Genomic DNA, 14,516 nt, shown 5'->3' on the forward strand with positions numbered 1-14,516 from the left:
GATTATCCTAATTCACTCGAATTGGATCTGCCGGTTTCTGCAGATTTTTATACGGATATGTTTTCATTTCTTCCAACAATATTTTCACCGTTCTTTCAAGCTGTGGATCTCGGCCTTCCAAAAGATCTTTTGGTAATTGTTCGATAAATACATCAGGAGCGACCCCTTCATTTTCGATAATCCAATTTCCTTTAAGGTCATAAACACCGAAGTTTGGAGAAGTAATACGGCCTCCATCCAACAAAGGAGGATAACCACTTATGCCAACCAAAATCCCCATTGTTGTACGACCGACCAATTTGCCAAGTCCTTTAAAACGGAACATATAAGGCATCATATCGCCACCTGAGCCTGCATTTTCATTAATAATCATGGCTTTTGGTCCATAAATACCATTTCCCGGAGTTGTAAATCCTTTTCCATCACGAATTCCCCAGCCAGCGATTAAGTCGCGAGATAAAAGGTCGATCACATAATCGGCAACCCAGCCACCACCGTTGTTTCTTTCGTCCATTAGAAGAGCCTTTTTATCCATCTGAGCGAAGTAATACCGATTGAAATAGGTATACCCTTCAGGACCGGTATTCGGCATGTACACATAGGCTATTTGCCCATTGCTCAATTCATTTACTTTTTTACGGTTCCTTTCGACCCATTCCATGTTACGCAAGTTCATTTCATCACTAAACGAGATCGGTTTAACGATTACTTCACGTGCGCCAACCAAAGAAGGTTTTGAATTGACCTTCAACGTCACTTGTTTACCAACAGTATTGTCAAATAAACTATAGATATCCTTATCCTCAGTCAGTTCAGTACCATTAACAGCAACAATATAGTCTCCTTCTTTTATGTTTAATCCCGGTTCAGCCAATGGGGCTTTGAACGATGGATTCCATTCAAGACGCGTAAATAATTTGACGATCTGATAATAACCATTCTTTAGCGTATAATCTGCTCCCAGCACACCAACTGAAACGGATGGCGTGGAAGGTTGATCTCCTGGATAGATATAATTGTGTCCCACGACCATTTCTCCCATCATTTCGTTCAATAAATAACCAAGATCAGAACGATGGTTTACAAAAGGTAAGAATTTTTCATATTTGGTTTTCATCGCTTTCCAGTCAGCACCATGCATATTTTCTACATAGAAATAGTCTTTTTGCATCGACCAAACTTCATTGAATACTTGTTTCCATTCGGCTGCGGGATCCACCAATTGCTGAATTCCACCTAGCTTAACTTCGCCAGCAGTAGGAGAGGCTACTTTTTGCCCAGCTGTTACAATATTGAAGCCATTTCCCGTTTGATATAACATCTTTTTACCATCGGCACTAATAACAAAACTACGTGCATTCTCCACTAAAGTTTTATTTTCAAGATCCTTAAAATCATAGGCACCGATTGTTCCACCACGTTGATAAGTCAATTGATTTGGAACCAAACCATTTAAATTCCAGTAAGGACCGGCTGGCAAAGGGAGGGCAACAATTCGATTCTCTATACGATCGAAGTCTACCTGAATAGATTTGTCAACCGGCTTGCTTGCAACTGACTCTTCCTTCTTATCCTTTTTAGGAGCTTTTTTATCATTCTCTTTTACACGTTCCTTTTTATTATTCTCTCCCTCTTCCTTTTTATCAGGTTTATCTTCACGGATTTGCTCATCATCACTATCGTTTTTAAAGAATGATGGTGTTTTGCTCGACAGGATAAAAGCATAGACTGCATAATCTACATTACGCTGTACAGCGGACATATGTAAACCAGAATTTGTTAAACCTGTATTTGTACTCGCCGTGAAAAATAAATATTTACCATCTTGCGAAAATGCAGTACTGCGGGCAGAACTCATACCATCCGTAATTTGCTGAGTTTTCTTTGTATCTAAGTTATACATGAACACAGCAGGCGCCCCGTTTTCCAGTGTACGTATAAAGGATATCCATTTTGAATCTGGAGACCAACTTGGTTGGAAATGATTGGATACACGCCCGGTCTGACCACTTAATTTGTCATCGGCAACTTTGACAACAGCCTTGGAAGCAATATCAATATAATACAGATTAAGATGCGCATCATTGTAAAAAAGCTTCTTTGAATCTGGCGACCAAGTGGGTTCAAAATAGAAATTGGTTTCCCCTAAATTAAAGTATAAGGGCTGATCTTTTCCGAACTGATCCATCAATACCAACTGATAAGATCCATTTTTATCTGAAATATAGGAGACCCATTTACCGTTAGGAGACCAATCTGGAAAACGTTCATGTGAACCTGGTGAATTAGATAAATTTCGAGCTTCTCCTTTTTCCTTTGGTACGGTAAAGATCTCCCCACGTGCTTCAAATAACGCTCGCTGCCCCGTAGGAGATAATGTAGCATAACGTATATCGTCCTTGATATCTTTATAATAAGGTCTTTTGTACATAACATCTGTATTCACAGTGATGTGCAAAGGAGTAATTTTATTTCCGTTTAGATTCAGTGTATTCAATACTCCAGCATATTCAAAAATCAAGTCGTTACCATTCCCATTCAAGGAACGTACATCATAATCTTTGAAATCTGTTAGTTTTTCAACCTTTTTAGTTTTGGTGTCGTAGCTAAAAATATTGACAATTTTATCGCGGTCAGATAGGAAATAAACCTTCGTTCCCAACCATAATGGCTTAACATCATTACTTTTAACATTCGGAATAGTCTCGATTTCTTTTGTTTTGGTGTCAAAGATCCAAATGGTTGGCATACCACCACCCCGGTAACGCTTAAAGGCTACTCGATCTCTTTCAGTAGGATCAGTATTCTTGATGTAAGCCCAATAACGACCATCGGCAGAAGGGCTTCCTTGAGTAGCCTCAGGCATAATGAGCGCCTTGTCCATTCCCGACATTTGAATATTGGAACTGTATAATCGTGGACTTAAAGCATAGGTGAAATCACGAGATGTAGTATAATATACTTCATCATTATTGAGCCATCCGCGCAATACATCGGACGAGGGATGATAAGTGATACGTTTTGGCTCTCCACCCGTTACAGGGATTACATATACGTCTGTATTTCCGTCATAATTGCCTGTGAATGCTACTTTCTTGCCGTCTGGAGAAAACATTGGATTCTGTTCCACCCCTGGATTTGTTGTAAGGCGTCTCGGATTTGCTCCGTTTTTGTCGGCAATCCAAATGTCTCCACCATAGACAAAAGCGATATTATTGGCGCTGATACTTGGGTTTCGAAGTAATAGGGTTTCTTGCGCTTTTGTTTGCAGAAAGGATGTCCCGAGCAAAAAGGCAGCAAATAACTTGAAATGAGTTTTATTCATAAACGTTTAAAGGTTAAATTTACCACACACAAAACTACACTTTTGTAAAGTGGACCTAGTTAGTATATCCACAAAGTTGCATAAAAAATATGACAAAAAAAAAGTCCCGCTTTCAGCAGGACTTTTCTTTAGCTATTGAAGATTAGAAACCGTATTCTTGTTCGATTTCTAACACAATTCCTTCATCGACCAAAACGCGACCACAGTGCTCACAAATGATGATTTTCTTACGTTGACGTATTTCTGATTGCATTTGAGCAGGAATCTTATTATGACATCCTGAACAGCTATCGCGATCAATCGACACAACAGCAAGTCCGTTTTTGAACGAGTTACGTAAACGGTAATATACCTTTACCAAACGTTCTTCGATATTAGCTTCAGCCTCAGCAGCTTTAGCCAATAATGCATCTTCTTCCTTTTGAGTTTCAGAAGTAATTGTTTCCAATTCTTTCTTTTTTCCCTCAAGCTCGTTTTTGCTATACTCAAGATTACCTACAGTAGTATCGTAGTTTTCTGTCTTGTTGCGAATTTCGAATTCTGCTTCTTTAATTCTTTTTTCACAAACCTGAATCTCAAGACCTTGAATTTCGATTTCTTTCGAAATAGCGTCGTATTCACGATTATTTTTTACCTCATTTAACTGCGACTCATATTTTTTGATAGCAGCTTGGGCATCCTTAATCATGTTTTTACGCTTAACGATCGAATCTTCTAAATCGTCTAAGTCTATTCTGATCTTCTCAATACGAGTTTCTAAACCCGCAATCTCATCTTCAAGATCTGCAACTTCCATAGGCAATTCACCACGAACTTGGCGAATCTTGTCTATTTTAGTATGTATGGCTTGTAAAAGCCATAATGCTTTCAATTTTTGTTCTACGGTTTGTTCCATCAACTGTAGTATTTTATAGGATTTGTATCTATTTCTGTTGTTAAGGTTGCAAAGTTAGGAAATTTTTTTCGTAATAATGTCGTACAATAATTCTTGCGTAAATTGTTCGCTCTCAAAATGTCCCGTATCTGCAATCACTATTTCACCTTCAGCATCAAAAAATTCATGATATTTATAGTCTGCTGTAACAAAAAAATCAGCGCCAGAACGTTTGGCTGCACCAAGTAAAAATCCACCCGAGCCACCACAGACAGCTACACGACTAACTTTTTTATCTAATAAGGCTGTATGACGAATGACATTCAACCTCAGTTTGTCCTTAAGATAAGCTAAAAATTCCAATTCAGCCATTGGTTCAGCCAAATTTCCAATCATTCCAGCACCAATTTCAGTGGCCGTATTTTGAATATCAAACAAATCATAAGCTACTTCCTCATAGGGATGAGCTTCATAGAGTGCTAAAAGTAACTTCCTTTCATTAGATTTCAGGTAGATAACCTCAATTCGTGTTTCCTCTACACGCTCTTGAACATCAATCTCCCCAATGGTAGGATCGGCCCCTTTTAAAGGTCTAAAACTACCATAACCTGCCGTATTAAAACTACATTGATCATAGTGTTTTCCGATTTTACCTGCACCCGCATCAAACAATGCCTGTCGGACATCTTCAACATGACTCCTTGGTACAAAAACGACCATTTTTCGCAATACATCTGTTTTAGATTCCAGTATAGCCTGATTTTCTAATCCCAATTTATCGGCAATTTTCGTGTTCACTCCACCGGTAACATTGTCGAGATTTGTATGAATGGCATATAATGCAACTTTATGTTCAATTGCTTTAATAACCGTACGCTCCACATAATTTTTTCCATTAAATTTTTTTAGGCCCTTAAAAACAATAGGATGATGCGAAATAATTAAATTACATCCTTTATCAATGGCCTCTTTTACAACAGCTTCTGTGCAGTCCAAAGAAATGAGCACTTTTGTAATCTCTCTATTGGCGTCGCCCACAATAAGCCCAGCATTATCATAAGACTCCTGCAAATCTAAAGGAGCCAATTGCTCCAAATAATCAATGACTTCTTTAATTTTCATGGTCTACAATTACCTCCTTTTCTCTAAATTTATTATGTTCTTCCAAAATTCTTCTATTCGCGTTAATTTCAAACCAATAATTAGCCAAGGTCACAAAATGCATAATGATCGGTACACCGGAAATGGAAAGTGGGAGTGGAATATTTGTGGCCAAGTAAATCCATGCATATAGCGATCCTTTCCTAAACGTAGGGTTTTCTTCCACAGCTATTTTCCGATCATAAAATTCATTGATCAAAGAATCCCTTAGACGCGATGCAACCTGAAAATTCCAATAAATATTAACCAGCGGAATGGCAGCTAACCAGGATTGGTTAGGCGTCATTAATCTATTTTCTTTGGCGACCAATTTTAAGGTCTTTCGAATTGTATTTGCAAATAAAAGCCATACAATAATACGTATAGCCACAATACCCATAGCGGTATAAATTACTTCAGGCTTACTTAACTCTTTTATTAATTCCTCTTGCGTCATTGAACTATTTATTGCTTATTTATTATTCCTGTTCCAACAAATCTACTAATTCTTTCAACCTTTTTATTTGTGGATTATGATCTCCAACAAATTCGATTGTTTTAAAACCCATGGTTTTAGCTTTCTTATAAAATGGGTAAAAATCGTCCTCCTCAATTGCTGTACCATCCATATAAGTCAAAATGTATGTACCTGGGATCTTAAGTCGTTTCGGATTTTTTAAGATAATCTTATCTGTCATTGTTTTTAGCGGGTGGGGGACATCTCTAGGAAGCTTCTTAACGTCCTTCACCCAGAAAGGAAAAATATAACCATCCTTTTCTAATCTTAGCAGTCCATTTGCTGCAGTAGATTTCCCCATTAAGTTTATTACCGATTGTTGATCCTCCGGAAGTATAGCATCCAAGTAAACCAATTTACGTATTCTATCCGGAAGACTGTCGGCCACAGCCGTAATTACCATACCACCATAACTATGTCCCACCAGTATAATATCATGAAGATCTTCAAACAGAATCGTATTTACAACATCATTAACGTGAGTTTGCAATCGAATAGAAGTATCTGCTAAATGATAACGCTCACCCAAGCCTGTTAGTGTAGGGCGGTAAACCTCATTTCCCTTCTTCGCTAACTCAACAGCAGTATTTTTAAACTGCCAAGCTCCACCCCAAGCTCCATGGACGATCACATACGTAGAAGACTGCGCAGAAACATCTTTACCGAATCCAACTAATGAAAAGAAAAATATAATAAATAGTAATCTACAGTGATTCATGGTTTTATATATTTAATCATTCTCGACACTTAACAAAAACTATTCAGAAACTATTCAGAAACTGTATTGATAAGCCAGTTTACATTTTATTTAAAACTAAATGTGACCACTCACTTACTTTGTTAAAACATAATTCAATCTGCTAAAAACAGCTTTTAGCTGCTCAACTAAGCCTCATCAATGAAGATAGGGTAGGGGGGAGCTATAAAAACATCATGCATAAAGTAAAAAAATAGTAGGCTTTTTATGATAATCATACGATCGTTTTCTCCACTCAGCAACCGTCAAACTTTGGATATTTTCATCGGCCGCAGTTACATTTGACGCAACACAGAGTAAGCTGGAAGGTTTACATATTTTTAGTAGATCAGCCAAAAGCTGATTATTTCTAAATGGAGTTTCGATAAAAATCTGAGTCTGCTTTTCGCGTGCTGATTGTTGTTCGAGATTTTTAACTTCCTTAGCTCGATCAATTTTATCGATAGGTAAATACCCATGAAAAGCAAATTTCTGACCGCTAAATCCAGAAGCCATAAGCGCTAGTAAAATAGAGCTTGGTCCAACAAGAGGAACTACTTTAATACCCAATTGATGTGCCCGTGCTACAATAGAAGCTCCGGGGTCAGCAACACCAGGACATCCTGCTTCAGACATTAAACCAACATTTTTGCCCTGTTTCAAGCCGCCAAAAAAGTCGTTTATATTTCCCTTATCCCGCGCATGTTTTCCATAATCATGAATTTTTAGTTCGCTCTGCGGAATCTTTAAACCTGCAAGTTTTAAAAACTTACGAGCCGTTTTTTCATTTTCTACAATATACTCGTCCAATGAATTGATTGTTTCCACTAAATATGCAGTAAACGATTGGAAAGCTGCGTCATCACTCAATGGAACAGGAATTAAATATAAGATACCATTTGCCATAATACAAACCTACTAATTAAGGTCCATTTGGCTATACTAATTTTAAACTTAGCATTATTTAACCTTTTAAAATGATTATAATTTCGATTTTTAAACTCATTATTAGTATTTTAGCGTAAATATTCATTGCAACAATAAACATCATTCAAATGATCACACAAATTACAGAAGGCGTAAAAATCTCGGTTGAAACCATCTATCAATCAGAGTATTCGAATCCGGACCGTGAACATTTCATGTTTGCTTATCATATCAGCATAGAAAATCTCAGCGATTACACGGTTCAATTGATAAGTCGCTATTGGAAAATCTTTGACGCAAAAGGAGACTATAGGGAGGTATCTGGAGAAGGGGTAGTAGGCGAACAACCTATTATAGAACCTGGCCAGACTCATCAGTATACCTCAGGTTGCAATCTCAATAGCGAATTCGGATTCATGGAAGGATATTACAATATGATCCGAACACTGGACAACGGCAGCTTTCAAGTTGAAATACCACGTTTCAATCTGATAGCTGATTACGCATTGAATTAATTTTATCAAGGCAGTATCATTATTGCCAATTAATCAAATAACGAAGCTTTTTTCGCATCGAATAAGAAACTATTTCTTTATTTTTGCGAGCATTCCAAATGAACAAGCTAACCTCGGGGTATTATTATTTTACCCGATGGCAAATGCTAGCATTTGATCGTATGCCACCCGATAGATTAAATTAGTCAGCAATCAAAACGATTATTGATTCAATATATAAATAAATGATAATCAGCAATAAATTATTAAAACACTGATTATCAACACAGTATGCGCAACCAAGGGTAGAAACCTCTTGGTCGTGTTTTGACGTGTAAATTGACTGAATATAATTTAGGGTGATATAACGTGAGTATTTTAGCTACAGAACAAGTAAGCCATTCCTTCCATGATCGATGGCTTTTTAAAGATTTACATTTTGGTCTCCAAAAGGGTGACCGTGTGGCCTTGGTCGGAATCAATGGCACAGGTAAATCAACCTTACTCGCCATTTTAGCAGAGCGAATCTTACCAACCTCAGGAAAAGTTGTAAAAGAAAAAGGTATAAAAATTGGTTTCTTAGAACAGGATCCTGATTTCACAGGATTAAAATCAATCAATGATTTTATTTATAGTACAGACAACGATCAACAACGTCTTATTCGAGAGTACGAGGAGCTGCTATTGGAGACTGATATCGATCAGAAAAAATTAGAAGATCTTACAGAAAAAATAAGTTCATTGAATGCCTGGGAGTATGAGCATAATATTAAGACGATTCTTAATCGTTTAAATATTATGGATTTCCATCAAGACATCAAAAGTCTATCAGGAGGCCAACGAAAACGCCTTGCACTAGCCAAGCTTTTGATAGACGAGCCGGATATTTATATATTAGATGAACCCACCAACCATTTGGATATAGAGACTATTGAATGGCTTGAAAAACTACTAACAACAGGTAGCAAAACCGTTCTTTTAGTAACGCACGATCGCTACTTCTTGGATAATATCTGTACTGAGATTCGAGAGCTGGATAGGGGCAATCTCTTTACCTATAAAGGTAACTATTCTTATTTTCTAGAAAAGAAGTCCGAACGCGAAACTATTGATGCGGTTATGGTTGAGAAAAGCAGAAATCTACTTCGCCGTGAATTGGAGTGGATGCGTCGTCAACCACAGGCACGTGGTACCAAATCCAAATCGCGTATTGAAGCATACTATGACTTGGAAGAAAAATCTAAAGCAATTAAAGGAAACGACTCGGTACAACTCAGTGTAAAAGTAAGCCGACAGGGCTCAAAAATTCTCGAACTAGAACATGTTGCCAAACGTTATGGAGCAAAAGAAATCATACATGATTTTTCATACACCTTTAAAAAAGGTGATCGTATTGGTCTAGCTGGAAAAAATGGTACTGGAAAATCAACCTTTCTTAATTTAATCACGGGAGAAGAAAAACCTGACACAGGGTCTATAGCGGTAGGGGAAACCACAGTATATGGCTACTATAAACAGGGAGGATTGGAAGTAAATGAAAACGATCGAGTACTAGATGTTGTAAAAAATATAGCAGACTATATTGAAATGGCAAATGGGGAAGTAATCACGGCTTCACAGCTGCTAACCCACTTTTTATTTCCTCCTGAAAAACAATTTGGTTTCGTTAACAAATTAAGTGGAGGGGAGAAAAAAAGACTTCAATTAATGCGTGTTTTAATGAAGAATCCAAATTTTCTAATCCTGGATGAACCATCCAATGATTTGGACATTGATACATTAAACGTACTGGAAGATTTTCTTGACAACTACAAAGGAGTACTCATATTAGTATCACACGACAGGTATCTATTAGATAAATTAACGGATCAACTTTTCATTTTTGAAGGAAAGGGGATCGTGCAGATATACAATGGAAATTATGCCGACTTTAAACTTGAACAGGAAGAAATTCAAAAATTAGAAAAGGAAAAACAAAAAAGGATAAGCCAAGAACAGGTAAAGCCAATTGTAAAAGAGGAAAAGAAAAAACTCTCGTACAAGGAACAATTGGAATATAACAAACTAGAAGAAGAAATCGAGAAACTGGAAACACAAGTAGCGTTAAAAACGGAGGAACTAAACCAGGTAACAGATCATCTAAAACTTTCTTCCTTAGCGGAAGAAATTCAATCTATCCAAAAACAGATAGACGACAAATCCGAAAGATGGTTATATCTTGCTGATTTTATGTAAAATTTCACCAGAGGTTTCACGTGGAACACAAAGAAAACGTAAATTTACAAAGAAATAAAAACACCACGTTTCACGTGGAACAAGAATAGAACAATGTTTAAAAAATATAATGTAATTGTCGTTGGTGCGGGGCATGCCGGATGTGAGGCAGCGGCGGCGGCAGCTAACTTAGGCTCGTCCACTTTACTCATCACAATGAATATGGGAGTAATAGCCCAAATGAGTTGCAACCCCGCTATCGGTGGTGTAGCAAAAGGACAAATTGTAAGAGAAATTGACGCTATGGGCGGGTATACGGGTATCATAGCAGATAAATCAACCATTCAATTCCGAATGCTCAATCTTTCGAAAGGTCCTGCTATGTGGAGCCCACGCACGCAAAATGACCGAATGCGTTTTGCTGAAGAATGGAGATTACAATTGGAGTCTCTTCCAAATTTAGATATGTGGCAAGATACCGTAAAAGAAGTTATCGTCAAAAATGGAAAAGCTTGCGGTGTCATCACTGCGATGGGAATAGAAATAGAATCGGACGCCGTGGTACTGACCAATGGAACTTTTCTAAATGGTGTAATTCACATTGGCGATAAAAAATTTGGAGGTGGTAGAACAGGAGAGAAGGCAGCCACAGGTTTAACCGAACAACTTGTTTCCCTCGGTTTCGAATCAGGAAGAATGAAGACAGGGACTCCACCACGCATAGATGGGAGAAGCCTCAACTATGCATTAATGGAAGAACAGTGGGGCGACGTAAAAAGAGGGCGGTTTTCTTATAAAGATGTAGAAATACCTATAGAACAACGCTGTTGTTGGATTACCTACACAAACGATAAAGTTCACGAAATGCTTCGTACTGGGTTTGAAAAATCACCTATGTTTACGGGACGTATCAAAGGATTGGGTCCCCGTTATTGCCCTTCTATAGAAGATAAAATAAATCGTTTTGCCGAGCGTGAAAGACATCAGATATTCGTTGAGCCCGAAGGTTTTAAAACAGTAGAAATCTATGTCAATGGATTCTCGACTTCATTGCCGGAAGATGTACAATTAAAAGCTCTGCAATTAATCCCTGGTTTTGAAAATGCAAAGATGTACCGACCAGGTTATGCCATAGAATACGACTACTTTCCACCAATGCAATTGGATCTAACCCTAGAAACCCAATTGGTGAAACATCTATTTTTTGCAGGACAAATCAATGGGACTACTGGTTATGAAGAGGCCGCCGCTCAAGGTTTCCTAGCCGGGATAAATGCGCATCAACGCATCAACGATGATAAGGAACTTATTCTAAAACGATCCGAATCTTATATAGGTGTATTGGTCGATGATCTCGTAACAAAAGGAACTGAAGAGCCGTACCGTATGTTTACATCAAGAGCAGAACATCGTCTACTTTTGCGCCAGGACAATGCTGATATTCGCCTAACCCCATTAGCTTACAAATTGGGATTAGTAGGAGAAGAAAGGCTCAAAAAAGTGCAAGACAAAATTGATAACTCAACTAAAATAATTGAGTATCTAAAACAAAATTCAACCAATGTCGAAAAGATGAATGCAGTGTTAGCAGAAGTTGGCTCGAGCGCTCTTCCTCAGAAAACAAGGTTGAGTAATGTACTTGCGAGACCACAAGTTGGTATCCAAGATATTCTGAAAGGAGATGAAGGCTTTGCACACTATGTATCCCAATTTGATAACGACACCGTCGAACAAGCAGAGATCAATCTCAAATATGAAAGCTATTTCGATAAAGAAATGGAAATAGTTAATCGTATGAAGAAGATGGAAGATAGAGAAATAAACCCTGACTTCGACTACAGCTTGCTAACGTCATTATCCATTGAGGCAAGACAAAAGCTGTCAAAGGTTAAACCACGTACATTGGGGCAAGCTTCAAGAATCTCGGGTGTCTCACCCTCTGATATCACAGTATTGATGGTACATATGAGCTAAATAACTGATATACAAATATTTACATAATAAACATTACATAGCTTAAAATAAGCGATTTAAGACAATATTCTATTTTTTATGACAACTTCTTTAAGAGAAAATAAAAGTGGTTCAAAAAGGCTAAAAAGTAGCTTAAAAACAAGATTACTTATTTTAAGCATGTTTATTATGCTTATTGGCTTGTCTATACAATGTGCAAGCATACAGCAACCTACGGGAGGACCAAAAGATTCCATTCCGCCGAAAATACTACTGGAAAGCCCTACGAATTTTTCGAAGAATTTTACAGCAAAAAAAATAGTTATCACTTTCGACGAATATATCAAACTGGCAAATCAACAAAAAGAATTTAGTATCACACCAGACATGGGGAGTAACCCAGAATTCAAGGTCAAGAAAAAAAAATCTAGAAATTACCTTACCTGATTCCCTAGAAAAAAATACAACTTACAGCATATATTTCGGTAAAGGACTAGTCGACTATAATGCAGGAAATGCACTGGTCAATTATGCTTATGTATTCGCAACAGGAGACAAAATAGATTCACTCAGTATATCCGGTAATGTAAAAAGCGCTGTGACCAAAGAGGTCCAAAAAGATGTTAAAGTCTTATTGATCCCAATTAGCCAAGACTCCATTTTCGGGAAGAAGAAAGCGAATATATTTACGACAACGGATACTGCAGGCAATTACAAACTAAACAATTTAAGAGAAGGAACCTATCGCATTTACGCACTTCAAGAAAAGAACAATGATAGGATCTATAATGGCGCTGATGAAGAAATAGGTTTCCTAAAAGACTCTATCGTGCTAACGCGGGACTTAAACAATATCAATTTGGAGATATTCAAAGGAACCCCAAAAAAGTTTAGAACGCAAGAGAAGAAATTTGAAAAAAATGGAAGTATACTACTTATTTTTAACAGGCGAGTGGACAAACCCAAACTCAATATCCTAAATGATGAAGTAAACAACAAGGATAAAATAGTACGCTTTTCAAATACATCAGACTCCGCTACTTTGTTTATTCCAAATTTAAAAATAGACTCCCTAAAGTTAGTTCTGACAGAAAATGAAAAACCATTGGACACCATTCTAATCAGAAAAGGGAATGTAAAAATAGAGCAGACAATTGAGCCAATTTTTACCCCAAATAATGGGCGAGTCGATCGGATTACACACCTTCAGGTATCTGCATTTACACCGATCAAGAATATCGATAAAACCAAGTTGAAATTCAAAGAGGACTCATTGGTCCGAACCAATTACCAACTTGCCGTTGATACAGCGAATACCAATATCTACCATATTCGATATAATTGGAGAAAAGATAAAAAGTACCAAATTGAGTTTACAGAAGGCGCCATAACAGGCTATTTTGGCGAGCAAAATAAAGAGAAAAAGCTGGATTTGACTTATGACGATAGTGAAAACTATGGGGATCTGACATTTGATTTTACAGATCTAGATAGCAATACCACATATCTGGTAGAGCTAATCAATGAGAAAAAAGATAAAGTCTATCGCGTCGACAAAATAAACATGAACAATCCGACCGTCGTATACAAACAGTATCCAGGAGGAAAGTATAGCATACGTGTAATTCGCGACGACAATGATAATGGAATCTGGGATACCGGAGATGTCGAAAAGAAAACCTTTCCGGAACCTGTAATATATCTAAATAAAGTATTTACGATACGTGCTAATTGGGAACAAAAAGATAGCTTTTCATTGAATGGCCTCAAAAAAGAATAAGTGAGGCCATTCTAAAATAATAATTTAAAATATTGCTAATTCGATTAAGCTAAAACCAAGAGCTATACAGAACATAATTATGTGGTAGCTGCTGCAATAGATCTTTCTGCTCTTCAGTAAGTGCCTTTATCTTTTTCGCAGGTACCCCGGCATATAGAAATCCCGATTCACAGCGGGTGTTTTCTAACACCACTGCTCCAGCTGCTACAATAACATTCGATTCAACAATAGCATTATCCATAACGATAGCTCCCATACCAATGAGCACATGGTCTTCCAAAATACATCCATGTACCATAGCCTGGTGGCCTATACTTACATAATTTCCAATCGTTGTACCGCATTTCTTATAGGTACAATGTATAACAGCACCATCTTGAATATTCGTATAATTACCAATACGAATATAATTGACATCTCCACGTATTACAGCGTTAAACCATACCGAACAGTGATGCCCAATCTCTACATCGCCTACAATCGTTGAATTAGGTGCTAAGAAGCATTCTTCGGCTATCAATGGAGATTTATCCAAAACAGGTAAAATAAGTGCCAT

At 37.4% G+C, this 14,516-nt stretch carries 12 protein-coding genes; 5 read left to right on the top strand and 7 right to left on the bottom strand.

The features are described from left to right. Nucleotides 1-7 precede the first annotated feature (7 nt). The 6 genes from BV902_RS01195 to BV902_RS01220 all read right to left on the bottom strand — a co-directional run bounded on the left by BV902_RS01195 (nt 8) and on the right by BV902_RS01220 (nt 7,498). A complete protein-coding gene (locus BV902_RS01195; RefSeq protein WP_075990417.1) occupies nt 8-3,325 on the bottom strand; it encodes a S41 family peptidase in 3,318 nt (1,105 codons plus the stop codon). A 142-nt stretch (nt 3,326-3,467) separates the two neighbouring features. Beyond that, on the bottom strand, nt 3,468-4,220 hold the full coding sequence (locus BV902_RS01200) for a zinc ribbon domain-containing protein (RefSeq protein ID WP_046673181.1): 753 nt from the start codon (nt 4,218-4,220) through the stop codon (nt 3,468-3,470). A 54-nt stretch (nt 4,221-4,274) separates the two neighbouring features. After that, nucleotides 4,275-5,321, bottom strand: coding sequence for a Nif3-like dinuclear metal center hexameric protein (locus BV902_RS01205; RefSeq protein ID WP_335682254.1), 1,047 nt, complete (start codon nt 5,319-5,321; stop codon nt 4,275-4,277). After that, nucleotides 5,311-5,796, bottom strand: a complete 486-nt coding sequence (locus BV902_RS01210) for a hypothetical protein (RefSeq protein ID WP_075990418.1) — start codon at nt 5,794-5,796, stop codon at nt 5,311-5,313. Before BV902_RS01210 ends, BV902_RS01205 begins: the two co-directional genes overlap by 11 nt. 22 nt (nt 5,797-5,818) lie before the next feature. Further along, nucleotides 5,819-6,574 (bottom strand): alpha/beta hydrolase, encoded by a 756-nt coding sequence (locus tag BV902_RS01215; RefSeq protein ID WP_075990419.1) that lies wholly within the window; start codon nt 6,572-6,574, stop codon nt 5,819-5,821. Between the two features lie 213 nt (nt 6,575-6,787). Continuing rightward, nucleotides 6,788-7,498: an SAM-dependent methyltransferase gene (locus BV902_RS01220; RefSeq protein WP_075990420.1), complete on the bottom strand. Its 711-nt coding sequence runs from the start codon at nt 7,496-7,498 to the stop codon at nt 6,788-6,790. Nucleotides 7,499-7,647: 149 nt separating this feature from the next. Here BV902_RS01220 and apaG point away from each other — a divergent pair, with 149 nt between their 5' ends. The 5 genes from apaG (at nt 7,648) to BV902_RS01240 (ending at nt 13,960) form a co-directional block, all read left to right on the top strand. Beyond that, nucleotides 7,648-8,034, top strand: a complete 387-nt coding sequence (gene apaG, locus BV902_RS01225) for a Co2+/Mg2+ efflux protein ApaG (RefSeq protein WP_046673176.1) — start codon at nt 7,648-7,650, stop codon at nt 8,032-8,034. A gap of 348 nt (nt 8,035-8,382) precedes the next feature. After that, the gene (locus BV902_RS01230; RefSeq protein WP_075990421.1) at nt 8,383-10,248 is read left to right on the top strand and encodes an ABC-F family ATP-binding cassette domain-containing protein; all 1,866 of its coding nucleotides are present in this window, start codon (nt 8,383-8,385) and stop codon (nt 10,246-10,248) included. Between the two features lie 93 nt (nt 10,249-10,341). Then, nucleotides 10,342-12,201, top strand: a complete 1,860-nt coding sequence (gene mnmG / locus BV902_RS01235) for a tRNA uridine-5-carboxymethylaminomethyl(34) synthesis enzyme MnmG (RefSeq protein ID WP_075990422.1) — start codon at nt 10,342-10,344, stop codon at nt 12,199-12,201. A 78-nt stretch (nt 12,202-12,279) separates the two neighbouring features. Continuing rightward, entirely contained in the window at nt 12,280-12,627 is a 348-nt protein-coding gene (locus tag BV902_RS27920; RefSeq protein ID WP_237241903.1) for an Ig-like domain-containing protein, read from the top strand. Then, the gene (locus tag BV902_RS01240) at nt 12,536-13,960 is read left to right on the top strand and encodes an Ig-like domain-containing protein (RefSeq protein ID WP_443019320.1); all 1,425 of its coding nucleotides are present in this window, start codon (nt 12,536-12,538) and stop codon (nt 13,958-13,960) included. Before BV902_RS27920 ends, BV902_RS01240 begins: the two co-directional genes overlap by 92 nt. Before the next feature lie 49 nt (nt 13,961-14,009). Here the strand turns inward: BV902_RS01240 and BV902_RS01245 are convergent, their stop codons facing one another. Further along, nucleotides 14,010-14,516, bottom strand: coding sequence for a gamma carbonic anhydrase family protein (locus tag BV902_RS01245; protein ID WP_075990423.1), 507 nt, complete (start codon nt 14,514-14,516; stop codon nt 14,010-14,012).

It is taken from the genome of Sphingobacterium sp. B29, assembly GCF_001952815.1.
Taxonomy (GTDB): Bacteria; Bacteroidota; Bacteroidia; order Sphingobacteriales; family Sphingobacteriaceae; genus Sphingobacterium; species Sphingobacterium siyangense.